This is a genomic window from Lysinibacillus macroides (assembly GCF_001281525.1).
GTDB lineage: Bacteria > Bacillota > Bacilli > Bacillales_A > Planococcaceae > Lysinibacillus > Lysinibacillus macroides.
In genome coordinates this window covers 769231-793976 of the sequence record NZ_LGCI01000005.1, presented here as the reverse complement: position 1 = coordinate 793976, position 24746 = coordinate 769231, and the positions used below count along the sequence as shown (strand labels likewise).

Annotated in this window: 25 protein-coding genes; 6 read left to right on the top strand and 19 right to left on the bottom strand. The window is 36.7% G+C overall.

Annotated elements, in window-relative coordinates:
* Nucleotides 1-40 precede the first annotated feature (40 nt).
* The 8 genes from ADM90_RS06725 to ADM90_RS06695 all read right to left on the bottom strand — a co-directional run bounded on the left by ADM90_RS06725 (nucleotide 41) and on the right by ADM90_RS06695 (nucleotide 8931).
* Nucleotides 41-829, bottom strand: a complete 789-nt coding sequence (locus tag ADM90_RS06725) for a GNAT family N-acetyltransferase (protein WP_053994248.1) — start codon at nucleotides 827-829, stop codon at nucleotides 41-43.
* Entirely contained in the window at nucleotides 822-2612 is a 1791-nt protein-coding gene (gene abc-f, locus ADM90_RS06720) for a ribosomal protection-like ABC-F family protein (protein WP_053994247.1), read from the bottom strand. The genes ADM90_RS06725 and abc-f overlap by 8 nt, the downstream gene beginning before the upstream one ends.
* A 103-nt stretch (nucleotides 2613-2715) precedes the next feature.
* Nucleotides 2716-2856 (bottom strand): RAxF-45 family protein, encoded by a 141-nt coding sequence (locus tag ADM90_RS24670; RefSeq protein WP_162838596.1) that lies wholly within the window; start codon nucleotides 2854-2856, stop codon nucleotides 2716-2718.
* A 51-nt stretch (nucleotides 2857-2907) separates the two neighbouring features.
* Nucleotides 2908-3951 carry an AbrB family transcriptional regulator gene (locus ADM90_RS06715; protein WP_053994246.1) on the bottom strand — a complete coding sequence of 348 codons (1044 nt, stop codon included), beginning with the start codon at nucleotides 3949-3951 and terminating at the stop codon, nucleotides 2908-2910.
* A gap of 42 nt (nucleotides 3952-3993) precedes the next feature.
* On the bottom strand, nucleotides 3994-4830 hold the full coding sequence (locus ADM90_RS06710) for a CbrC family protein (RefSeq protein WP_053994245.1): 837 nt from the start codon (nucleotides 4828-4830) through the stop codon (nucleotides 3994-3996).
* A gap of 155 nt (nucleotides 4831-4985) precedes the next feature.
* Nucleotides 4986-6179, bottom strand: a complete 1194-nt coding sequence (locus ADM90_RS06705; RefSeq protein WP_200908521.1) for a multidrug effflux MFS transporter — start codon at nucleotides 6177-6179, stop codon at nucleotides 4986-4988.
* Nucleotides 6180-6229: 50 nt separating this feature from the next.
* On the bottom strand, nucleotides 6230-7348 hold the full coding sequence (locus ADM90_RS06700) for a hypothetical protein (RefSeq protein ID WP_053994243.1): 1119 nt from the start codon (nucleotides 7346-7348) through the stop codon (nucleotides 6230-6232).
* A gap of 464 nt (nucleotides 7349-7812) precedes the next feature.
* Complete coding sequence (locus tag ADM90_RS06695; RefSeq protein WP_053994242.1) at nucleotides 7813-8931, bottom strand: serine hydrolase; 1119 nt, start codon at nucleotides 8929-8931, stop codon at nucleotides 7813-7815.
* Between the two features lie 450 nt (nucleotides 8932-9381).
* On the opposite strand from ADM90_RS06695, the gene ADM90_RS06690 reads away from it, so the two are divergent.
* Together ADM90_RS06690 and ADM90_RS06685 are read left to right on the top strand one after the other, a co-directional pair.
* Complete coding sequence (locus tag ADM90_RS06690) at nucleotides 9382-10137, top strand: DUF2087 domain-containing protein (protein ID WP_053994241.1); 756 nt, start codon at nucleotides 9382-9384, stop codon at nucleotides 10135-10137.
* Between the two features lie 19 nt (nucleotides 10138-10156).
* Nucleotides 10157-10498, top strand: a complete 342-nt coding sequence (locus tag ADM90_RS06685) for a GIY-YIG nuclease family protein (protein WP_053994240.1) — start codon at nucleotides 10157-10159, stop codon at nucleotides 10496-10498.
* A 55-nt stretch (nucleotides 10499-10553) separates the two neighbouring features.
* Here the strand turns inward: ADM90_RS06685 and ADM90_RS06680 are convergent, their stop codons facing one another.
* The 4 genes from ADM90_RS06680 to ADM90_RS06665 form a co-directional block, all read right to left on the bottom strand.
* The gene (locus ADM90_RS06680) at nucleotides 10554-10910 is read right to left on the bottom strand and encodes an MmcQ/YjbR family DNA-binding protein (protein WP_053994239.1); all 357 of its coding nucleotides are present in this window, start codon (nucleotides 10908-10910) and stop codon (nucleotides 10554-10556) included.
* Between the two features lie 345 nt (nucleotides 10911-11255).
* Nucleotides 11256-12074, bottom strand: a complete 819-nt coding sequence (locus ADM90_RS06675; protein WP_053994238.1) for a YitT family protein — start codon at nucleotides 12072-12074, stop codon at nucleotides 11256-11258.
* A 66-nt stretch (nucleotides 12075-12140) separates the two neighbouring features.
* On the bottom strand, nucleotides 12141-13436 hold the full coding sequence (locus ADM90_RS06670; RefSeq protein WP_053994909.1) for a M48 family metallopeptidase: 1296 nt from the start codon (nucleotides 13434-13436) through the stop codon (nucleotides 12141-12143).
* A gap of 336 nt (nucleotides 13437-13772) precedes the next feature.
* Nucleotides 13773-14531, bottom strand: coding sequence for an SDR family NAD(P)-dependent oxidoreductase (locus ADM90_RS06665; RefSeq protein WP_053994237.1), 759 nt, complete (start codon nucleotides 14529-14531; stop codon nucleotides 13773-13775).
* Nucleotides 14532-14681: 150 nt separating this feature from the next.
* Between ADM90_RS06665 and ADM90_RS24990 the strand changes: the two genes are divergently transcribed.
* The 4 genes from ADM90_RS24990 (at nucleotide 14682) to ADM90_RS06650 (ending at nucleotide 17974) form a co-directional block, all read left to right on the top strand.
* Nucleotides 14682-15104, top strand: coding sequence for a hypothetical protein (locus ADM90_RS24990; RefSeq protein WP_235473358.1), 423 nt, complete (start codon nucleotides 14682-14684; stop codon nucleotides 15102-15104).
* A 14-nt stretch (nucleotides 15105-15118) separates the two neighbouring features.
* The gene (locus ADM90_RS24985; RefSeq protein WP_235473356.1) at nucleotides 15119-15880 is read left to right on the top strand and encodes an AraC family transcriptional regulator; all 762 of its coding nucleotides are present in this window, start codon (nucleotides 15119-15121) and stop codon (nucleotides 15878-15880) included.
* Nucleotides 15881-16049: 169 nt separating this feature from the next.
* On the top strand, nucleotides 16050-17042 hold the full coding sequence (locus tag ADM90_RS06655) for a permease (protein WP_053994236.1): 993 nt from the start codon (nucleotides 16050-16052) through the stop codon (nucleotides 17040-17042).
* Between the two features lie 11 nt (nucleotides 17043-17053).
* Entirely contained in the window at nucleotides 17054-17974 is a 921-nt protein-coding gene (locus tag ADM90_RS06650) for a TIGR03943 family putative permease subunit (protein ID WP_053994235.1), read from the top strand.
* Between the two features lie 61 nt (nucleotides 17975-18035).
* Here ADM90_RS06650 and ADM90_RS06645 read toward each other — a convergent pair whose 3' ends face one another.
* The 7 genes from ADM90_RS06645 to ADM90_RS24445 all read right to left on the bottom strand — a co-directional run bounded on the left by ADM90_RS06645 (nucleotide 18036) and on the right by ADM90_RS24445 (nucleotide 24520).
* Complete coding sequence (locus tag ADM90_RS06645) at nucleotides 18036-19322, bottom strand: NtaA/DmoA family FMN-dependent monooxygenase (RefSeq protein ID WP_053994234.1); 1287 nt, start codon at nucleotides 19320-19322, stop codon at nucleotides 18036-18038.
* A 468-nt stretch (nucleotides 19323-19790) separates the two neighbouring features.
* The gene (locus tag ADM90_RS06635) at nucleotides 19791-20717 is read right to left on the bottom strand and encodes a D-alanyl-D-alanine carboxypeptidase family protein (protein WP_053994232.1); all 927 of its coding nucleotides are present in this window, start codon (nucleotides 20715-20717) and stop codon (nucleotides 19791-19793) included.
* An 88-nt stretch (nucleotides 20718-20805) separates the two neighbouring features.
* A complete protein-coding gene (vanS, locus tag ADM90_RS06630; protein ID WP_200908520.1) occupies nucleotides 20806-21900 on the bottom strand; it encodes a vancomycin resistance histidine kinase VanS in 1095 nt (364 codons plus the stop codon).
* Nucleotides 21901-21922: 22 nt separating this feature from the next.
* Complete coding sequence (vanR, locus tag ADM90_RS06625) at nucleotides 21923-22609, bottom strand: VanR-ABDEGLN family response regulator transcription factor (RefSeq protein ID WP_053994230.1); 687 nt, start codon at nucleotides 22607-22609, stop codon at nucleotides 21923-21925.
* Nucleotides 22610-22864: 255 nt separating this feature from the next.
* Entirely contained in the window at nucleotides 22865-23449 is a 585-nt protein-coding gene (locus ADM90_RS06620; protein ID WP_053994229.1) for a pyridoxamine 5'-phosphate oxidase family protein, read from the bottom strand.
* Between the two features lie 183 nt (nucleotides 23450-23632).
* Nucleotides 23633-24004: a hypothetical protein gene (locus ADM90_RS06615; protein ID WP_053994228.1), complete on the bottom strand. Its 372-nt coding sequence runs from the start codon at nucleotides 24002-24004 to the stop codon at nucleotides 23633-23635.
* Between the two features lie 357 nt (nucleotides 24005-24361).
* Nucleotides 24362-24520 carry a hypothetical protein gene (locus ADM90_RS24445; RefSeq protein WP_161804056.1) on the bottom strand — a complete coding sequence of 53 codons (159 nt, stop codon included), beginning with the start codon at nucleotides 24518-24520 and terminating at the stop codon, nucleotides 24362-24364.
* Between the last annotated feature and the right edge of the window lie 226 nt (nucleotides 24521-24746).

Here is a 24746-nt window from a genome sequence, read left to right as displayed (position 1 = left end):
AAACAGTGAAGGTTTATGGGAAATTTTATCTCGCAACATCTTATATTTGTCGTATCTCTTGGAGACTTTTGCCCTCTGTAAACGCATGAATAGAGGCGATTTTTCCGACAGATTTAAAATTTGCTCGATGATAAACCTTTGCTACTTGCTCATTGATCGGTAAAATCCATAAATGCTTTAGTCCCCATTCTACGGACTGCTGCTGAATATGCCGTAACATATAGCCGATCAGCCCTCGTCCTCTATAGCCTTCAATAGTTGCTACACTTTCAACCCTTCCTTGATTTCCTGATACAAAAATATTTGCCGAGCAGCACGCTTTCCCCTCTAGTCTTAATAAATAATACGTAAAATGCGGAGAGCGGTATGTTTGGGTAAAAGCTTGTTGAATAAGTGAAGGCTCTCCAAATGTCGTAATACTCATTTCGACTGCTAGCGCCTCCTCCATATTGGCATCTGTTACGCGTTCAATCTGAATCGCACTATTTGGTGTAAGTGGTGCATACTCACTATTCCAGCATTGGATATTATCTATAAAATATTCATATTGAAAGCCGTGTTTTTCTAATGCCTTTATGCAGGACGGATTATCCTCCAGATTGTATAAATACAGCCTCGGAATAAGAGAGTTTGTCTGATAAAAATCTTTTATATTCTGTAAAAATGTTGCTGGATCAGCTATCTTACGCCAAATATGTGCATGATTTGCATCATAATAGTTTGGTAATGCTTGATTATACGCAAAAGCGCCTTCCTTACATAGTTCTATTGTACTAATTTTTTTCATATAATCAATATCAAGCTGCATAATCTGCTCTAAGTCATACATGATCTTCCTCCTCTACCCATCTTTCATATAAATTTTCTAACTGTTGCTGAAGCTTTTGACGCTGCTCTTGTCCGAGTGATGATGCCTGTAGCTTTGCCTCCAGCTTTTCAATTTGCTGGTCGATTGGTAGCTCCTTTTTAGTGGGCTGTAATTTCTTTGATGTTTCTTTTTCAACCACTTGTTGCATCAATTCCTGCCGCTTCTGTCTAGCCCATTCATAATCACCCTCAAACACAGTCATTCTTTGCTCTTCAATCCATGCTGTTTTCGTAAATATTTTTTGTAGAAAATAGCGGTCATGGGACACGCCAATAATTGTTCCTTCAAAGGATGCCAATGTATCCTCTAATACCTCTCTTGCTTCAATATCTAAATGATTGGTCGGTTCATCCAAAATTAGAACATTTATATCCTCATGCATTAATTGCGCTAAGCGTAAACGCATTTTTTCCCCACCACTCAAATCCTTTACCTTTTTAAAGACATCATAGCCGTAAAATAAAAACTGTGCCAGTATATGACGAGCCTCAGCCTCAGATACAGCCACTTTTTCGCGAAAGGCATCGATTAAGCGGATCGCTGGATTTTTATGCTCAAATTGCTGTGATAAATAGCCAAATTTGACATTGCTACCAACATTGCAAATACCACGGTCAGGAGCAATCTCTCCTAGTATTATTTTTAATAATGTAGATTTTCCGCTACCATTGCTACCCACGATTGCAACACGCTCTCCAAAATAAATAGCGAGATGACTGTTCTGGAACAACGGCTGTTCAAATTCATGACAAATGCCTTCTAGCTGTACAACCTCTTTGCCACTGCGCTCTGCCATTGTTAAAGCTAGATTCATTTTCTTTTTTGGAATGGGCTTCTTAACGCGCTCAATACGTGCCAACGCTTTTTCCATGCTTTTCGCGCGTCGGTGCATCGCTGCATTATCCGCTTCATTTGCCCATTGTCTTAAACGCTTAATCGCTTCCTGCATTTTTTTAATTTTCTTTTGCTGTTCTTCATAGCTCGCAAATTGTTGTTCAATTTTTGCCTCTTTTTGTGCGACAAAGGCATCATAATGACCGTTATACGTAAAAGCCTCGCCATCCTCAATTTCAATAATTTTATGTGCCACCTGATTCATAAAATGGCGGTCATGAGATACAACAATCACAATGCCTTCAAAATTTCGGACATATTGTTCAAGCCATTCAATTGCCTGCATATCCAGGTGATTCGTCGGTTCATCTAACAGCAAAATAGATGGCTTTTTTAATAAAATTTGACCAAGCATCACCTTTGTTTTTTCGCCACCGCTTAAGCTACTAAATGGCTGCTCAAGCATCTTTGTTAGCCCCAGCCCATTGGTAATCATTGCTAGCTGAGCCTCTACCTCATAGCCCCCCTGTAACATAAATTGCTCCTGTATTTGCCCGTATTGCAATAATATTTTATCCGTTACCGTAGATTGCATCTCTTGCTCAAGCTGTGTCATTTTTTTCTTTAATGTATAAAGTTCCGCGAATGCCTCCTCCAGCACTTCCTTAACAGAATGTCCTAGATAATGCGGAATTTGATGTAAATAGCCAATCGTTGCTTCCTTACTTTTAATAATGCGTCCCTTATCAGGGGTATCAATGCCTGCTAACAATTGTAATAGCGTTGTTTTCCCACTGCCATTTACGCCAACAATCGCCACATGCTCCCCACTATTGACCTCTAGCTGTAAATTCTCGAATAATTTATTGCCACCCATAATTTTTTGTAGTTGTTCAGCTTTGATTTGCATCGTTTTTTCCTCCAATGAAACGTGCGAAAACATCTTTAGAACACAAAAAAGACTGCTCATTAACAAGCAGTCTTCTTCTCATATCATTTGTGAAAAAGAATGGTTAATTCGCTACGTTTATTATTTGATTTTGCTTAAAAATGGACAGACCTCTCCCGTTGTTCGCAAAATCAAAAGTAATCACACGTGCAAAATACATCGCAGTATCCACTTTTACACATGTTTTCGTAGCGTTATTTTTCATTCCTTTTCACCTCCGTTCACAATAATTACTTCTATCATAGCATTATTTAAATTATTTGGAAAGGGGGGATGTTTTCGCTTTTTTCACAAACAGCTTTACAAACGGTACAAGGAAAATCGACACGACGAGTACACGAAAGAGCTGAAAAGCCGTAACAATGGTCACATTTGCATGTACGGAAGCGGCGATAATGCCCATTTGGTCCAGCCCCCCAGGCACAATGCTTAAAAAACCTGTGCCAAAATCAAGACGATATAGGCTTGTCATGCCAAATGTTAAACCGTACGCAGCTCCAATAAAGATGCCTGCTGATACAAATGCATAAAACAAATGTTTTTTCGATAAATGTAAATTTTCCCTTTTCAATAACAAGCCAATATAAATCCCGATCATTAGCTGTGCAATATGAAGCAGAGATACGGGTGATTGTGGTACATTCACTCCTACCATATTCATACCCATTAATAACAAAACAGGCCCTAGCAAATAGCTTGTCGGAATTTTGATCTTTTGTGCCAGCCAGCCTGCTACACCACACAGTACAAGCATCCCAGCTAAGCCCCATGTATAGCTACCACCAACTGTCGTGTCCTGTCCACCAGCCCCTGCCACTAGTAAAGGAACAAAGCTTACAATTAATAGAACACGCAGAATTTGAAAGAAGGTAATGACCGCTATATCCATATCCCCCTGCTCCTCAGCAAAGGTAACAATCTGTGACATGCCACCGGGTACACAGCACGTCAATGCTGTAGCAAAATCCAACTGAGCACGTTTCGCTACAATATAGCTTATACAAAAAAACAGGAGAATAAATAACACATTTAAAATAATCATGCTTCCTAAAAATAGCTTAATATCCCGCACAGCCTCTGGTGTAAAAGCAAAGCCAATCGAATAGCCTGCTACCGCTAAGCCAAAATTACGGAAAAAACGATGCCATTTCAATTGGACGTTTGTTGACAATTGCACAACCAGTACCGCTGTAATAGCACCAAGCAGCCATGGCATCGGTATATGTAAAAATTGAAAAATAATAGCACCTACTAAACCAATGCATAATGTTATAAACATATGCCTATCAAAAATAAACATTCTAACAACCCCTTAAAACATTGTTGTCTACGCTCGCTCGTCTTAATCCCAATCGGAGTATACAATATATTGCTGACATTCCAAGCATTGAAATAAATAGCCTTGATGTGAGCCATTATTACGCAAAGTAGCGGCTAGCTCTTCATGTGTATAGCCATTAAAATGTTCAAGCACCTTCGTAATGCCCATATCCATTAGCTCCTGCCAGCCAACATAACCAAGAAAGGCACAATAATCCGTGCAATGCGCTAGCCAATTATTACCCTGCCAGCTGATATAGCCAGGTGTTCGATAGAGAACTTCCTTTGTATAGTCTTCATTGCTGACAAGCTCTGGATTTAATAAATCCTGCTGAAATTCACCGTCAAATTTTTGCGCTGCCCGCCCACTATGAATACAGCTTGGACAAAGATACTCCACCTCTTCAATTGCATAAATACCCTTTGTACAATAAATATCTACTTCCTGCTCACAGCAATCACAAACAACAATTTCTCCTATTTCAAAAACACCAGTTTGTAGTGGATTCGGCATATATTTAAAGGTTGGTAATGGCGTTGTTAGCTCATTTGTTTCCTGAATGTCTCGTGGCAATAAGGGGCTTACATGTTGCGGATTATCCACCCAATATTTAATGGAGCCATATTTTTTCTGATCTTTTTTATTCGTTAAGTCCATAACTGCTGTAAAAACCTTGTAAGCTTCATTATACATACGTAGCATACAATAAATATCAACTAATATACGCAAGTTTGCCTCTGTTGGCTCTGCTTGTTTCCCTTGCTCCTTTAGCTTATGCATCGTATGAATACTTTTGGCATCGGCACTATTGAATGTCTTTCTTTGCTGATGCCACTGCTCTATCAGATTCGTTGTCATTGCAGATCATGCCTCCATTCCTTTCTATGTATAACTATATATTTTACCATAGTAAAGTATATCGTATATCGAAATATTTTTACTATAGTTGTGAATAAGGTAAACAAAAAGCGACTAGAGGCTACCTAGTCGCTTTGTAAGTGTTCAATCATTTTCTAATCTCTTGTTAATGTAAGATAGAGCAGACATGCCGCTGCGCTACAGGCAAAAATCGTGATGCTCATTGGAATAGCTGTATGCTCTCCACCAATACCAACTAATGGGGACACAAGTGCGCCACCACCAAATGGTAAAATTCCTAAAAAGGCAGAGGCACTGCCTGCTGCTTTTCCTTGTCTTTCCATCCCCAGTGAAAAGGCCGTTGTCCCAACAATACCAACACTTGATACAACGAAAAATAAAGCGATCAGCACGATCCAAAGTGGCCCCTGCAATGTGATAGCTAGTAGCAGTAGTAATGCACCGCTAAATGACAGTAGAACACCGTAAAACAATAATTTTTTCTCCGCCATCTGGCTAGCAAGCTTCCCTGTGACTTGTGCAGCAATAATAATGCCAACACCATTTGCAGCAAAAATAAAGGAAAATTGCTGTGGTGTTGCCTCATAAATATTTTGGAGTACAAATGGAGAGCCTGCGATATAGGCGAACATCCCCATCGAAACAAATGCCTGTGAGAGTGCAATGCCCATGAAAACACGGTCTTTTATTAGGAGATGGAATGTTTTCACTGTTGCAAGCACCCCACCTTCTGCTCGTTTATCCTCAGGTAGCGTCTCTGTAAGTGTAAAGGCAACAGCTAAAAACATGGCAACGCCGATTAAGCTTAAAATAATAAACACTGCTGGCCATGGTACAAAGCGCAGGACAGCACCGCCAAAAATAGGCGCTAATATTGGTGCTGCTCCATTGACTAAGGAAAGCAGCGCCACAAATTTCGTTAGCTCTTTCCCTGAATACATATCTTTGGCGGATGCCCTTGCAATGACAATGCCCGCTGCCCCTGCAAAGCCTTGGACAAAGCGCAAACCAATAAATGCCCAAATCGATGTACTAAATGCACATAATAAGGAGGCTACTGCATATATAAGCAATGTAAAAAGGAGCGGACGACGTCGACCATGAATATCGCTTAAGGGACCAAATAACAATTGACCAAAAGCTAGTCCTAATAAACAGGAGGTAATACTCATTTGTACAAAAGACGCTGTCGTTGCTAAATCTTCTGCAACAAGTGGTAATGCTGGTAAGTACATATCCATCGACAATGGCCCGAATGCCGTCAGTGATCCTAAAATAAGTACAAACCATAATTTTTTATTATGTACTTTTTGTGAAGCTATCTTCAATAATGTCAATCCTTTCCTTACGTCTATCGCTTCAAGATAAGTATCTCATTTCACTCAACAATATACTCATCTATTAATTTCTGAATTTTTTCTATCTCCATGTATATATCCTGAAATGAAAGTCTATTACATATTTTATCATCCGTACTTTCATAAGTAATTGCTCTTATTTTTTGAGAGATCATTATTAACCTTTTATCTTTACATTTTTTTGCTTTTTCATAAAAATCTTTTATTTGTGGGCTACGCTTAATTTTAATCTTACAATTTTTGTTTGATAATAAATTATGCCTAATTATCTCATTTTTTATTAACTCTAAATTCCTGGATAACACTATACTTTTCACAAGCATTGTTTTTTTCCTTTTCTTAGCCATATAGCTGTATAATCCGAAAAGAACAACATCAATGATTATAAAGGCAAGTAGCCCTTCCTTCATAGCATTCATATTTTTTGGTACTACCCATAAAAAACTCATTAGATAGGTAAAAAACGCAAAAGTATATGTCATATATCTAAAGAAATTTATACTGAGGAGTCTGAGAGGCTTCACAAGAAGGACAGCCATTGGGCCGCTAGTTTTGTTTAGCACCTTCTCACAACCAGCAACGATCACTCGAAACAGATAAGGTAATAGCGAAAAGAAAATGATGGTTTGAAAAAACATATGTTTACTTTCATGATTAAAATTAATAAATCTGACCTCTAATGAGAATATATTATTTAGTATGAATTCAATGAAGATGAAAAAAAAGGAAGCGATATAATGAAATAAAAATACATTAATAACTTGTGCTAACTCCCAAATGAAATAGATGAGGCTCAATATAAAAGCTAGTATCAAAATAATAAAGGGAATGAAATAAAACCCAACAAAAATTGTTATGATCATGACAATGAATAAAGGTACTAGTTTATTATTTTTGAAAAAAATCATGGTAATGGCAAAAACGAATATACATATTATCAGCGGCCAAATTAAATATATTTTATGTTCATCCATTAAATTCCCCATAGCAGGTAGATCCCACTTCTTTAGTTTATCTATACCAGTAGTAAATATATTTTCTCTAACACCCAGTACGATAAATATAATGAAGCCTATTATATAACCCAATAAAGAGACTATCCCCAATTTTATCATATCACTTCGAATCTTACCGTTCATACAATCTCCCCCATAGTTATTCAGTAAAAACCTATACTACTTGTATCATAGAATTTATCATTTTCCGACAGAAGACGCCCACTTTAAGGAACGTGAAAGGGATAGTCTTGTGAGTAAGTGGGAGATGAATGTCGATAGGCGTTCGTCTAAATTATCGCACAATTAGAACGTATGTGCTATAACGAACCTGTACAGATTGCTCTTTGAAAACTGAAGATAGGAGGTTATAACAGGAAAGTTCGTCTGTTATGTAAAATCTTCAACGTTCTATCACTCTGTCTAGCCGAAAAGCGAAAATCAAACAGTACGCTAGACAGCGGAGTCCAACGTACAATCATTGCAAGTTTTTCACCGTATGGACTACGGGTAGAGCATGCTACTATAACTAGACGTTGATCTGGTGTTCGCAGTAGTTCAACGGAAAGAAGATGCTTATTGGTTTTCTTCAAAATAGCACAGAGTCCTCAGTTTAATTCAGTGTTCACTCTTTCACGAAACGCCTTATCGGTTAAAAGCTTCAATTGAAAGCTATTCATATTTCGAGCAAGCTCTACTTGCTCTAAGTCAGATAAGTCATTTGCGAAAAATGCTAGCTCTGTCTTATTTTGTTCCCTATCTATTGCATACATAGCAATCGTGACAACAAATAGTGTTGAGCCACCCTTTTGTCCTATTTGAGTAAACAATTCGCGATTTTTTGGTCGTTCCATTAATTGCTCCATAACAGGATCGAGATATTGATAAACCTTGTCACTAAAATAAGTTTTATTATTTAGCTTCCCCATTATCGCCACATAATCCTTTGCTGTGGAGCGAGGGAAATGATCTGACAGATGCTTTTGCGAGCTTTTACTTAAATGTTTCAATAAGTGCTTTTTCTCTTGCTCAGATAATGGTTTAGTAAGCCAGCTTTTATGAATAGCCATCGCTCGTTGTTGATAGTCATCCATCTCCATTTCTCGCATAGCTTCTAGCACTTCCTTGCTTGATAAATTTTTCTCATCCATTAATTGCTGTGGTATGTATAATATACTTGTCAATGGATAAATCTCATCATGATGCAATAGCTCTAATTGCTTTAACGTCTCATTTATATTTTCCAAACCTAGTATATTGATTAAATAATCCGTATTCGCATTGGAGCTATAAGCAATCATAGCTTTTGCCACCTTATACAATGGCACACTCGCTATTTCCTGTTCCCTTTGCAATTGTGCTAGCCACGCTTGATGTCCACCACCATCAGTCCTTGGAATATAAAACTTATCTAATTCCTTTAAACTGACCATTTGATTCGGATCAATTTTCCCTTCTGCTGCTTGCTGTGCATATTCAATGGCTATAATAATTTTAACCGTACTTGCTAAAGGCAGTGGCACGCTTTCATTGATACTCACCAAATTTTGTGAATTATAATGAATAGATAATGCGACATTCCCTTTAGCTGCATGTTCTTTTATAAAATTAATAATATAATCAGGATTTGGTGTTTTTAATTCTCTGTAAAATCTATAAGCCACAACCCCTATTATTAAAATAAGGGCTGCTACTATGCCTACAATCACCCACAATACCAGCTTCAAGTAAAACCTCCTCCTATTCCCAGTTACTTTCTGTACGATGCATCTATGGAAAAGTTTCAAAAAGATGCTATTTGATAGATAACTCCCTCTGAATAACACAGAAGCTCAGATTTTGAGAAATCTTAACTTTACAAAAAAGGAGTATATTAGAGATTTTCATATAGCTGAACCAACAATCATTCAGGTGGACTTCTCTTCCTCTGATAAATCACATTTATAGTACAGCTCCCAACCATGGTACTTCCAAAAACTGACTCCTCTTAAAAAAAGATATAAATTTATAATTATGTACGTTCAGTGGCACCCTATTCTAAATAGATCTTAGCTAATATTTTGACACATCGTTTTCTAAACGATGTGTTTTTTATTGCTTTATACTAAACAATTTGATATTTTAAATATAAATTTATAAACAAATTAGAATATGTTTGTTTTAAAGGGGGTTTCCAATTGGATGTAAATGAACAATTTTGGCAAGCCTCGAGTGAGGACATTAAAAAGGGCTATATGGATGAACATACGCATTTTACCTGTTTACTATGTGGGGAAAAGATAGAAAAAGGCATTATTTATCCATATGAGGGCTTATTATATGAAGCCGAAAAAATGATGCAGCTGCATATTACGGCTGCACATCAATCTGTTTTTCATTATTTAAACGGGCTGAATAAAAAAATAACAGGCTTAACAGAGCATCAAAGTCATATTTTACGCTTATTTTATGAGGGAAAATCAGATCAGGAAATACAAGCAGAGCTAGCAATTGGGAGTGCTGCAACCATTCGTCATCATCGGTTTGCTTTAAAAGAAAAGGAACGTCAAGCGAAAACATTGTTAGTCATGATGGAGCTACTAAAGGAGCAAAATCAAAAGGAGGATCATTTTGTGCCTATCCATAAAACAGCTACAATGGTTGACGATCGCTATAATATTACCATTGAGGAAGAACAGCAATTATTAGAAAAATTCTTTCCAGATGGTCTCGATAAAGAGCTAGTGCGCTTCCCTAAACGTGAAAAGCAAAAAATCGTTGTGCTACGTGCGATTACCAAGCTTTTCGAGGAGGGGAAACACTATACAGAAAAGGAATTGAATGCGGTAATTGAGCCCATCTATGAGGACTATGTCCATATCCGTCGCTACTTAATTGAATACGGCTTTATGGATCGAACAGCAGATGGTAGTGCCTACTGGGTAAAAAAATAAGAAAGCAGGTTTTTTTCACATGGATCATAAAAAAGAATTAAAAGAAATGTATAAAGATATGAAAATTGAAGCAGGCGTTTTTACAATGACCAATACGCAAACAGGAAAAGTATTTGTTGGGAGCTTTAATAACTTAAAACGCTTAAATGGCTTTCAATTTATGCTAAAAACCAATACACATACAAATAAGGAGCTTCAGGCTGATTATAATGCCTTTGGTCAAGATGTCTTTGAGGTGAAAATCGTAGAATATTTAAAGAAAAAGGAAGAAGGCTATTTTGATGCTAAAAGAGAGCTCGAAAAGCTGGAGCAAAAATGGCTCGACGCGTTACAGCCTTATGGTGAACGTGGTTATAATTAATGCTACCTTTGCGCATTTACTAGCAATATGACTGGTAAATGCGCGATTTATTTTGTTATTGAATCGCCTGCTGAACTTTTTTCGTTAATTTACTGAAAACAAGCTCATAGGAATGTTTGATCAAGTTTTCGACCATTTCCATTGTGACATCCTCAGCATCCATATAAATGGAGTTCCAATGGGTTTTATTCATATAATAACCTGGTATAATGCTGTCATATGATTCACGTAAATCCGCTGCTCGCGCTGGCTCACATTTTAATGTAAGCACAGGCCTACCCGTTGCATTGCCTCCAATCATGGCATACATTTTCCCACCAATATGATAGCGATCTGCCTGCCATTCCTCTTGATAATCATAAGTCGTGCCACGAAGTTGTAGACAATACGTATGAATCATTTCCTTTTCCATCTTTTATCATTCCCCTCTCAAATCAATTACGCCTTGGCATAATTGTACCTGTCGCTAATGCTTTTGGTACATAAACTATCTGCTGCTGACGCTTCACTCTCGCGCATATAAACAATGTGTCCAGATTTTTTCGAGCTTACTCGAAAAAATCCTCTCCAAACTCTGTGACATCCACCGGGGCTTTAGGCTAACATGATGTTAGTCACTCCATCGTTGCCAAAGGACGTGGCGTTCTTAGACGGAGTTCCTTTCTATTCAGTAGGCGTCCCGTCACCTGTTAAACCAAGATAAAAACACACGTTCGATTATATGTAGTATAATCCAAAACGTGCGTTGAGAATAGCATTATTTACTTGTGCTACGATCAAACATCCCGATAACCTCCGTTGTTTGTAATATATTGACAAACGATTGAGGGTCGGTTTCTTTAATGGTGCTTTTGACATCAGCAAGCTGGTAGCGTGTAATCACTGTGATTAAAACTTGACGACCTTCACCAGAATAAGCTCCCTTTGCATCGATAATCGTGACCCCACGATGAAGCTTTTCTAAGAGCTGCTGTTTTACTTCCTCACCCTTACTTGTAATAATCATCAGCGTTAATTTAATATGACTGGTATGAATGGTATCGACTACTTTTCCTGTTGCATAAATGGAAACAAGCGTTAGTAACGCAGCATCCCAGCTAAAGACAAAGCCAGAAACTGCTACTACCACGCCATTCATAGCAGCAATTAACGTACCAAGAGGGAAATCACGTTTACGACTAAGAAGCATAGCAATAATATCAAAGCCCCCAGAGGAGCCTGCTGCACGGAAAATCATGCCCATCGCGAAGCCCACAATAACACCGCCAAATAAGGACGCAAGGATTGGCTCCTGTGTCGCTTTGTATATTGGAATAATATATAAACTCACTGACAACACAGCCACAGAAAGAATGGTATAGCTGATAAATCGCTTGCCAAGCTTCATCACACCTAAAATCAACAGGGGCAGGTTAAGCAGCAAATTTAACACGCCCGTATTGAAAGGGGTAATAATTCCAAGCATAATGGCAATGCCGCTTAATCCCCCACTTAAGATTTCATGGGGAATTAATAAAAAATTATAGGCAAAGGCTACAAGTATGGAAGAAAGTGTAATGATTATTATATTAAGCATCAGGTATCCCCTATCTAGCAACGACTCTTACTTATAGATTATCCAATTTAGCTCTACTAGAAACCTTTATTTCTTTTGTTCTTCCTTTAACGGAATTTCTTGTTTTTGCCCCTCATGATCAGCAACCTTATAAATACGCTCTAGCATCGGGGGATGTGTGTAACGGAACCATTTAACAAGAAGTGGAGGGTTGACCTCACTTAAGCCTGAAATCGTTAGCTTTTGAAATGCTGTTACAGCTGCCTCACGATCCTCCATCAATGTAATTGCATATTGATCGGCTCTTGTCTCCTGATATCGTGAAATATAATTTGATACAGGGTCGGAGGCAAATAATAAAATAGAGGTCAACAGTAAAAACAATGGATAAGAGCGGATATTACTGATTTTATTGATTTTTAAAACCTGCCCATAGCGAGCAATCATTGGTCGCATCGCCTTATTTGTTAGCCATAAGCCTAGCAAGGTTAGTAATAAGTAGCCTGCTATACCAAAATAAATATGCTTTTCTACATAATGCCCCATTTCATGTGCCATGATAAATAAAATTTCATTGTCCGTTAATCTATTCAAGGTTGTATCCCACAGTACAATTCTCGAATTACTACCAATTCCTGTGACATAGGCATTTAAAGCATTTGTTTTTTCAGCCATGTTCACTTCATAGACATGCTCTGCTGGAATATTCGCCTGTGTCGCAAGCGATAAAATTTTTGTTTCTAGCTCTTTATTTTTCAGCGGATAAAAATCATTGTATAAAGGATCAATTACAACGGGCTGAATAAACATCACAAAGATTGTAAAGGGTATGGTTAACAGCCATGTATAGAGCCACCATCTTTTCTCGCTCTTTTTCATCAGCCAATAAATAACTGTAACAATAATCAGGCTCATGCCAAAGCTCACCCAAAAATCAAGAACCCCATCCTTCATCCAAGACGTAAAGGTTTGTGTACTAATACCGTAGCTTTTACTAAGGTAATACCGATAATAATTAAGTGGAAATAACACGATATATACGAATACCGATAATAGAAATAAATAGCCTGCATTTTGTAAGAGCTTCCACTTTGTTTGGGATGTTGTTATTTTTTCAAAATAGCGTGATACACCCATTAATAAAATCAAGAAATAAATTAGCCATTCGAAAGGTGTCGCGATAAAGAAAAGAAAGTTCCGTATTTTTGAATATTCACCACTTAAGAAAAGTTCCTTGCCAGACATAAACATCACTGGATCTGCAGCCGTTCCCTGTAAAGCACTCGGTATTTTACCATCACCGCTATGGAATATATACCAGTACATACAAAGCACGTAAACACCGAATAATAGTAGCGCAACAATGCCCATTTTTTTCGCTATGTTACTTCCTCCCCGTCTCACGCAAAGTTCGTCCTATAATAAGTGTAAGCGAAATTGCCGAAGTTAGAACAAATATAGTCTTACTTTTTATCGGGAAAAAATTCGCAACATCTCCAATCTGTTAGAAATGTTGCAAAATGATCATTATCTGCTTATTTTTCCATAACAAATGCTGTTTCACTTAAATAGTCTGTGGATCTCTACTGATACCAGATAACAGCCGCTTGGTCAGCATTATCTACCTGTGTAGAAAGCCACACTCTAATGTCTCCGTGGTACTACTTCATGTCAATGTCAAAAAATCCAGTGAATGAATTTTCACTGGATTTCAATCTTTTATAAAGTTAAACCGCCATCAACAAGCACGATTGAGCCTGTCATATAGCTTGCTTTATCAGATGCTAAGAATACAACCATTTCTGCTAGCTCCTCTGGTTTTGCATAGCGTCCCATTCGCATATTTGGAATTTCCTCTGGAATATAGCCACCTGTTTCAAACATAGTTGTTACACTGTCTGTTAATGCTGTTGCCACTCCGCCTGGACAAATACCGTTGATACGAACACCTTTTTTTACATACTCTAACGAAGCAGATTTTGTTAAACCGACCACAGCATGCTTACTCGCAGAATAAACAGCCATACTATGCTCACTACGAACACCTGCTGTTGAAGCTGTGTTAATAATAGAGCCGCTACCTTGTCCCTCCATTACTTTTAAAACATATTTTAAGCCTAGAAATACACCTTTCACATTGATATCCATAATACGATCATATTCTGTATCTTCAATCTCTGTTAATGGAGAAATTTTTTGAATAACCCCCGCATTATTGAAAAATATATCAATACGTCCATACGTATCAACAGCGGCATTAACATATTTCTGAACATCTTCGCTTTTTGAAACATCTGCCTGCACAAAGATACCTTCTCCGCCTTGTTCTTTCATCAAGCTTACTGTTTCTTCCCCTGTTTCTTTGTTGAAATCCACGACTATCACTTTTGCACCATTGCTAGCAAATTTCAAACTGCTGGCTCTCCCTATACCGCTGCCAGCGCCCGTTACTACTGCAATTTTATTTAAAAGTTCCATCTTCCATTCCTCCCTAGCATTTTGAAGTCACTATCTATTTTATTGCCAATTTTACTTATTTTATTGTATTATTCTACACAAAATAGTACTTTCTCATTGTTGTAATGGCTTTCCTGTTAATAGTAGCAATAAAAACGGATGTGTAAAAAAGTGGAAATCTCTTCACTGGATTTTCAATACATAGGTCAATTAATTTATGAAACACATCAACTTTCTGTGTCATATATCGATCCGCAGGGCGAAATAATCTTTGAGTATACATCGAAGGCCTTGCAAAAGAATCTAAATTATACTTCCTTAATGGAGCAGCTAACAACATATCCTTATGATACTGCTTCCAAGGACTATCCGATTTTTATCTCAATAGAGGATTTTCACTTTTTCTTTATCAATTTAAACAAAGATAATCATTATTTAGGAGCGCTTCTAGTAGGTCCTTCTCTTACCCCTGCCAATCATCACATAGTCAAGCAAAATTTCGATTGTGACAACCAATCTGTTCCTACCCATCATTATCAACAATTTATAGCGATTAGTTTATTCGTTTACTATTTGATCTATCAGAAAAATTAACGAAAACCTTGGTGATGCAAAGCAATCAAACATTAAAACCCATTATTCGTCATGAAGAAAATACAACCCTTGAGCTTTCCTATGCTAGAAAAAATGATATTGTTCACACAAACCTCTACTATGAAAAAATATTGTTAGACTATGTCAAAAATGGACATAAGGAAAAATTAAATGAAGTATTGAACTACTCAATTGTTGGAGAAGCAGAACTGGGTGTGCTTTCCAAACGAAACAAGCTAAGAAGTCTACAAAATCTAATGATAACAGGAATAGCGCTTATTTGTCGCGCTGCGATTGAAGGAGGCTTAAACGAAGAAACTGCCTTTACATTAAGTGATTTTTACATACAAAAGCTTGAGGAACAAAGCAGCTTAAACGACATCCTATCCTTAATGGAGGAGGCTATTTACGACTATACGAACCGCGTTTCACATGCGAATAAAGTAAAATACTCAGCAACCACCACCACATGTATACATTTTATCGAAAATCATATATATAGTGACATAACATTGGAGCAACTTTCTGATATTTGTCATTTAAGTCCAAATTATCTTTCCTCCTTATTTAAAAAGGAAGTAGGTATTTCATTTAGTGAATACATCCAACAACAACGGATTGACGAAGCAAAAAAGCTATTAACATTCACAAACTACCCAATCTTAGACATCGGCTCCCTCCTTAATTTCACAGACCAGAGCTATTTCATTAAAGTTTTTAAAAAAATTACAGGTATCACGCCCAAGCAATTTAGAAATAAGCATTTGCATCAATGATGATGAAACAAAGAGAAAGTGAAAAGTAGCACTACTCCTACTCCACTTTCTCTTTATTTATTGAGCATTCATCGATAAAAATAGTAATCAGGAGTAATACCTGCATGTCCTCTTACATAACCTATATTAAAACGTAATCATTACACTTTATTACAACAAGGAGGTACATGTGGATCGTCTTCAATTGCCTAAGCTAAATTTTTGGTTAGCTTTCATATTCATCATAAGTCTTCTTCCAGTACTGTTAATGAACTTCTCAGAGCTAAAAAGCTTTAGCTCCTCTTTGCTCAGCCTTCATACGATATTTTTAAGTATTTTAATTGAGGCATTGCCTTTTGTATTAATTGGCATTCTAATTGCAGGTTTTATTCAGATTTTTATCACGGAGGAGCATATTGAAAGGTGGATTCCTAAAAATACATTGTTGGCTGTTGTGATGAGTTGCTTTGTAGGCGCTTTATTTCCGGCCTGTGAATGTGGGATTGTGCCAATTGTTAGAAGATTAATTGCCAAAGGAGTACCGATACATGCAGCTATTGGCTTTATGCTCACAGGTCCTTTGATCAATCCAATTGTTATTCTCTCAACCTATATGGCATTTGGCAATAATTTAAAAATCGCTAGTCTTCGAATGTTAATAGGTTTTGTAATAGCTATTGTAGTTGCTTTGCTCGTTAGCTTATTTTTTAAAGGTTCACAATTTAAAAATTCTGTAGCACTCCAGCCAGTAGCAAAGGATGATAAGCAAACATCGTTTATAACAAAATTAATCAATACATGTAAGCATGCCGTTGATGAATTTTTTGATGTAGGAAAATATTTAATTATTGGCGCATTTTTAGCAGCCTTTGTCCAAACATATGTATCAACCAAAGCACTTGTAGAAATAGGTGATGGCGTATCCTCCTCTATCTTAGTAATGATGGGCTTAGCTTTTATTCTTTCACTTTGTTCAGAAGCGGATGCTTTTATCGGTGCTTCCTTTAGTTCTCTGTTCTCTACCCATTCAATCCTTGCATTTTTAATTTTTGGCCCAATGATTGATTTAAAAAATACCATTATGCTGATAAGTGTATTTCGCCTAAAATTTGTTTTATGGTTAGTTGCCTTCGTCGCTATAGTAGTTTATGTTAGTTTATTTATTCTTTCACCGTATTTGTAAGGAGGAAATTCATGAAATTTCACATTCAGCAAGCAGTGAGAGCTGTTATTTTACTTGCTTTTTCTGCTATGATTGCAAACCTGCATTGGACGGGGGAACTAACAAAATATATTAATCCGAAATACGATAACCTAAGTAAAACAGCCGCTATTCTATTTTTTATGTTATTTCTTGTACAATTAACAAGAGTCGTGTCCAAGACTACTCAGCATTGCCATCATCATGGACAAGCTTGCTGTTCACAGCATGACCATGGACAATCACCTTTTACACGAAAAAAAATGCTATCGTATTTTATTGTTATAACCCCTATTATAACGGGCTTCTTTGTGCCTGCTAAAATTTTAGATGCTGCAATTGCTGATAAAAAAGGTGCTTCTTTTATTCTTGCTCAACAAAGTCAAAATTCAAAAATAGAGGATTATCTCACTTCAAACGAAACCATTGATGAAAATATCTATGATGAGCATGAGCCTGACCCTCGATTAATGGAAGAAAAGCAGGAGATGACTAAAAAACAATATGACCGATTAAAACAGCAGCTTTCACAGCAAACAATGCTAAAAATGACAGATGAGGATTATACGATTTATTATGAGGAGATTAATCACAATTTAGCAAACTATCTAGGCAAGCAAATACAGCTAAAGGGCTTTGTTTTAAAAGAGGAGGATTTTAGTCAAAATCAGCTTGTTATTTCACGATTTCTGATTACCCATTGTGTGGCAGATGCAAGCATTGTAGGCTTTTTAAGCGAATTTGTAGAAGCCCCTACGCTTAAGGAGGATACATGGATTGAGATTGTAGGCACAATTGGGCAAACAACTTATGATGGGACTATCTTACCTGTTATTCAAATTGATAATTGGGTAACAATCGAACAACCTGAATCACCCTACCTCTACCCAATTAATATTCGAATGAGCTTTTAGCAAGCATGAAAAGGGCAAAGCATGTTGATTCGCAACACCTTGGCCCCTTTTATGTGTAGCTTTAATTAGATAGTAACACATCTAAGCCTAGATGTGAGCGTAAGGTGCTCCCTTCATAGTCTGCTCGGAATAACCCACGTTCAACGAGCATAGGTATCACATCGCTAAAGAATAAATCTAAAGATTTCGCTGGACCACCTGGCACAGCAATAAAGCCATCGAATGCACCCTTGTCATAAAACGTAATGATTTGCTGGACAATATCCTGTGGCGTACCAATAGCTACAAGATGGGCTGAGCCAATTACCTCTGGTCGTCCAAGTAATTCCTCAACAGTCGGCTCATTCTCCGTAATATAACGCCGTACAAGATGGGCATGGGTTTTACTCCGAACCTTTTGATCTTCTGGAGGCAACAGGTCCACTGTTACACGATCCTGAAGTGCCAAATGGCGAACATCCAGTCCAATAACGGATACTAATGCAGCATAGCGACGCTCAAGCGTTAAATGGGCATGTGCCTGCTGATGCATTTCCAATGCCTCCTCATATGTATCACCTATAAAGAAATAGAGACCTGGCAATAAGCGAATATCATCTGCCGAACGACCAGCCTCAACAGCACGCTTTCGCAAATCATTACGCATTTCAATGCCAACATCCATAGTTGGTGTTGCAGCAAAAATCGCATTCGATACAGTTGCCGCAAATTGACGTCCTACCTCAGATGCACCTGCCTGAAATAACGGTATATCTCCCGCTGGATGCATAGGTATATTTAAAGGACCTTGAATGTGGAAAAACTCACCATTATAATCAATAGGCTTTACAAGGTCTTTAATTTTTTCTAAATCTCCGTTAGCTTCTAATATTTCACTAGGGTGACTATGCCATAGCTGCTGAACAACGTTTGTACATTCAGCCGCTTTAGCATAACGCTCCTCTGATGATGGCATAGGGGCATTGCTAAAATTATATGCCCCATCAATGGAGGTCACTACATTCCATCCTACTCGTCCGTTACTAATCCAATTTAAGGATTGTAATTGGCGGGCAATAAGATAAGGTGGCGTAAATGTTGTGGAAATAGTTGTTACTAAACCGATTTGCTGCGTTTCTCTTGCTACGAGCGCTAGCAAAAAGTTAGGGTCTAGTCCAACTGTTCCTTTTGTTTTAGCTATTAACTCTGGATGCGCTATTAAATAATCAGCCTTAAATACAAAATCTAATTTGGCTGCCTCAGCACGCTTTGCAAATGCAATTTGCTCCTCAATCATTGCACCTTTTTTGTCCTGTTCACCGTGTACAGCTAGATGTATACCAATTATAAGTTGTCTTTTATTCGGCAAATTACTCTCTCCTTATCAATTGAAAATGATTATCATTTTCATGATAAGCATTAATTTCTAAGATTGCAATCAAATACTTTGCCTCTATTTGACTCATTATCGTTGCTAACGATAATGAGAATGTGAAATATTTACATACGGCAGGAACAATTTATGTGCTGTTTCTGTTTTCCAGTAGTAAAAAGAGCTTTGTCTAAATTAAATGCTTCATTTAGAAAGACGATTTCAATAATAAATAATTTTGCCCAAGCTCTGGTTAAAATTTATCCCGTATTCATAAGCATTTTTGTGCGATGGCGACACGCTGTAAAAACAAAGGTCAAGGTCAACACGATGTTGGTCGCACAAGCATTTTCACAGGATGCGAGGTTCTTAGCCTCTGCTTCTCTATCACCCATCAGTGGAAGCTGGAGGAAAACTCCACTGATTGAAGATTCACTTTATTTACAGACGGCTACGCAACACCTTTCATATATTTCCGCTTGATAATTGACGATATACTGAAAATGCATCTGTTATATTATATTGTTCCGTTCGAGGATCTCCTTTGGCTCCTACTGTTACGAGGATATATTCTTGTCCATTGACTGTAGCTAAACTCGCTAAGCATAATCCAGCCTCCTCTGTATAACCCGTTTTACCACCTAAGATTTCCCCTGCTGACAACTCGCCTGAAGTCATATGTTGAAACATTCGATTGATAAATGTCATGCCTTCTGGATGACGATTTGTTTGCTTTATCGAGTATCTTTCCGCAGTATAAATCTGACGAAATTCACTATTTGTTAATGCATACTGTAGAAGCAAAGCAATATCCTGTACCGTTGTATAATGTTCTGGGTGATGCAGACCCGTTGTATTCATAAAATGCGTATTTATCATGCCAAGCTGTTGAGCCTTGTTATTCATAAGTTTGACAAACTCTTCCTCTGAGCCTGTAATATATTCAGCTAAGCCGATAGATGCCTCTGCACCTGATGGCAACATGGAACCATACAATAAATCCTCTACTGTAAGCTGCTCATTAGGGAGAAAACCTGCCATTGAAGCATTTTTTTCATATAAATCGTGAAATATATTTTTGGGTAACACAACTTCTTGTTGTAAATTTTGAATGTGTTCAATAGCAACTAAAACGGTCATCATTTTTGTCAAAGATGCAGGATAAATTCTCTCCTCGCTATTTTTATCCAATAAAACCTGATTGTTATCTAAATTAACTAAAATTGCATTCGAGCTGTATAAATCGACATCAAGCATATCTTCACTCGTTGCAAGTACATCTACTTTTGACGAGTCAACAAATGATATGGGCGTTTCTTTTGAAACCATAACATAAACGAATAACATAATTATGATAAACGATATACTAAAAATACCTTTTTTAGTGAACATAAAAACAACTCCTTCTCTTTATGCTTATATTCAACCATAAAAAAAGGAGCTTATTTTTAATTAACTATTAGTGAATTCTTAAGATTTCTTAAGAATTGTTTGGCAGTTTAACAGTAAATACTGTTTTTTCATCGCTAGAGGTAGCCGTAATCGTCCCTCCATGGGCTTGTACAATTTCATTCGAAATGGCTAAGCCAAGTCCCGCACCACCAGTTTGTGAGGACCTCGCAAGATCTAAACGATAAAACTTTTCAAATATCATCTTTAATTTTTCAGGAGGAATGGTCTTTCCTGTATTTATAAAAGAAATCCATGTCTGATTATTTTCGTTATTAGCACTAATTTCAATTGTACTATTTGGGTGGCTATAAGCAATTGCATTTTTTAAAATATTATTAAAGACCCTCGCTAATTTATTGCCATCCGCATAAATAGTGATGTCTTCATCTATTTTAACGATAGCTTTTTGACCTTTTGGTGCTAATAATGGGTAAAATTCATCTGCTACCTGCATTAACATATAGTTGAGTGGGATAAGATCCTTCTCTAAAATAATGGATTGTAAATTAAATCTGGTGATTTCAAAAAACTCATTGATTAATTGTTCTAGCCTATTTGATTTTTCTAACGTAACCGCTACATATTTTTCCTTTTGCTCCACAGGCATATCCTTTGCTTCATCTAACAGGCTTAGATAGCCAATAATGGACGTTAACGGTGTTTTAATATCATGCGCTAAATAGACAACAAGATCATTCTTTCGTTGCTCTGCCTCTTGAGCATCCTTTGCACGTTTTTCTAATTTATTTTTCACATCATTTAATTTCTTCTCTAAAAAATCAAGTTCAGCAGGTAGATGTATTTCCTTTTCTGACTCATCTGCAAGCATTGTAATACCTGTACTAATTTGATGAAAGTAACGAGTAAAACGGGACAATGCAATATAAAAAATAATTAGCAGTAATAGTATAAATCCTATCGCTAGCCAAAATGGTTTATTTTGTTGAAATAGCACATTATACGCGTTTCGTGCTGCATAATAATCTAATTGTAAAATATTTTCACAAAAAGCCATAAAGACGTCCGCAAAAGGAGCCTGCAAGATACCGTCAATAAATACGAAGTTAATGAAATAACCGACTATCAGGGCAATCACAAGAATAACAATAATTTGTAAAATCATTTTTCTCTTCAGTCTTCCAAACTCATTTATCAATGGTATACCCCACTCCCCAAACCGTCTTAATAAACTTTGGATTGTCCACAGAATCGTTCATTTTTTCTCGTAAATGCCTAATATGCACCATTACGGTGTTATTGCTGTTGTAATACTTTTCTCCCCAAACCTCTCGAAATAATTCCTCGGCACTAATGACCTTACCTCTGTTTGAGCTTAAATACCATAGAATAGAGAATTCTGTAGGTGTAAGCGATAATGGTCTTTCATTTAGTAAAACCTGTCGTGTATCCTTGTTGATAATCAAACCAGCAAAATCAATAATAGCCTCATTTTGCTTTGAGCCTTGGTTGTACAGGGTAAATCTTCGTAATTGTGCCTTTACGCGTGCAACCAGTTCTAATGGACGAAAAGGCTTTGTAATATAATCATCCGCTCCTAGAGAAAATCCAGTTATTTTATCAATTTCTTCTTCCTTAGCCGTAAGCATAATCACTGGAAAATTAAATGCTTCTCGGATTTTCTGTAAAATTGTAAAGCCATCAATATCTGGCATCATGATATCCAGAATAGCTAAATCCAATTTTTCCCGCTCCATACAGACCAAAGCCTCTTGAGCTGTATAATACTTAAATACATGATAATTTTCATTTTTTAAATAAAGCTCAATTAAATCTGCAATTTCCTGTTCATCATCAACAACTAAAATATTCAACTAAATGCCCCCTCTTTATAAACACGAAATTTCCAATGATTTTCAGAGGCATTATAGCACTTAGTTATGGCTATATCTATCAATATGTGTAGCCTTTTTTAACGCTATCTCTTTAAAATAAAAAGAAGAATCGGATACTAACTAGTTCCAACTCTCCTTTTGGTTCTCTAAACAAAACTCATAAATTCCATCTATCCATTTTATTCATTTCATGTCCTTTTAGAGGAAGATATATACCAACACCATCTATTGGACCTAAGTAGTTTTAATTGGCTCCTCATTCGATTTTCGGTTTATATCCTGTGTAACAACTCTGCCACGATAATATTGCATTTGTTCATTTAGCTTATGCTCTTTAACCGTCATAGTAGTAGGTTTAATTTTAAATACAAGTGTTTTACTGCCTAGCGATGATTGATATTTATCAATATGTGTTTTCGATAAAGGTGCCTGATAATAACCTGGTACATATTTATCAAGCATAGCCTGCATAGCCACAGTTGCTTCGTCTAAATCCCTCACAATTTCCACCACACCATTTGCAATGACACTCATATAAGCTGTATCTGTGTTCGCAGGAATGGGGTCTACCATTGTTCCATAATTTTCGCATATTGTTATACAAGCATTTGGATTGGCAGTCATGATGTTTATTTTTCTTCCGTCATTGGCACCATGGAAATAAAAAATTCCATCTTTCACCACATAATTTAAAGGTATTACATAGGGTACACTATGGTCCACTAGCCCCAGAAAAGCAGTTTGTGCCTCTCTTAAAAATTTATGAATTTGGGTTTCATCTGTACATGCTCTTTTAAATGTTCGAATAGCTGTTGTCATCTCTATCATATCCTCCTATCATCTTATAAAAAGGAGTCTACAGCAGGACGGCTCTCCAAAAAAGGGACAGTTCTATGAAAACAAATGGGTACAGCCAAATACACATGTAGCTATATTGGGCATAAATTATAGAGAATAGTCTGTACTTATAAATAATTACCCACAAATTATACGGAGCTATTTTTATTGTAACGGTGTTGCTGGTATCATTTGCTCTGCATTAGGAATTGGTTGAGGATAAGGAGAATCTCTCATCTCTACCTTGTCATAAGAAGGTGATGTGATATACTTTTTTGATTCGTTATACTGCTGTCTTAGCAACTTTTCAAATTCTTTCGGTGTCATCCCTTTCACCTTATTTAAAAATTTCTCTTTATTTTTTTCTGGAATATACATATCTATGCCATATTCTTTACTAAGCTTTGTTAATATTTTGTTGTAGGGTATAAACGCTACATCCCTATCAAAATCTTTTGTATCCGCACGAGAATGAGTAGTTGAACAAAATACAGTGACCATCATACATATCAATGTTATATTAAATATTTTCTTCATCCTTTAACCCTCCTATGTGATTTATTACTAATTTAACTTATTATTGTATATGTAGCCTATTATTTTTTTAAGACTAAAACACATGTTACTCAAATGGAGTGATTAAATTGTTTCGTTATCTCATTATTTTTATTTTAGGATTTTTATTAACCTTTATGCTTTCAGATCAGTTCTTTTATGAATTTCATAGTACTCCCCCTCTATTTTTTAGAGTTCTATTTGCCTTATTCTTTTTATTAATCATTTGGCTTGTACAATCAAAACAATAATAGTTAATAATCCAAAACGGCTTGAACGCTTTAGATTTTAAGATTCAAGCCGTTATTATTTACTTGATATGAGCAATTTATAACTAACCTAGATTGTACCAGCCTCTTCATATAATTGATTAGGTGTGGGTCCGTCGGGATTTCCATATTGCTCTAAGTTCCTTTGTTTCATTGTTTCTAACCCTTTATGATTACCAGTCTTTAAATAATTATTAATTCTCCCTTCATTTCGTTGATTAACTCTCATTCTAGCAATTTCCTCTAATGATTTACTACTCTCGCCATGTAAAATGTCATCTCGCTTACTTCTCACGCTTTTTATTGTTTAGTAATACTCATTGATGGCACTGCCTTCATGATATTTGATTCTGGACATGGCATGACTTTATTTTATCAACAAATTCTAATTTCTTTTTTACTCTCCTGTTATGAGCTGTAATCCTATATTCTTATTGTTTTAACCCCAACAAAAA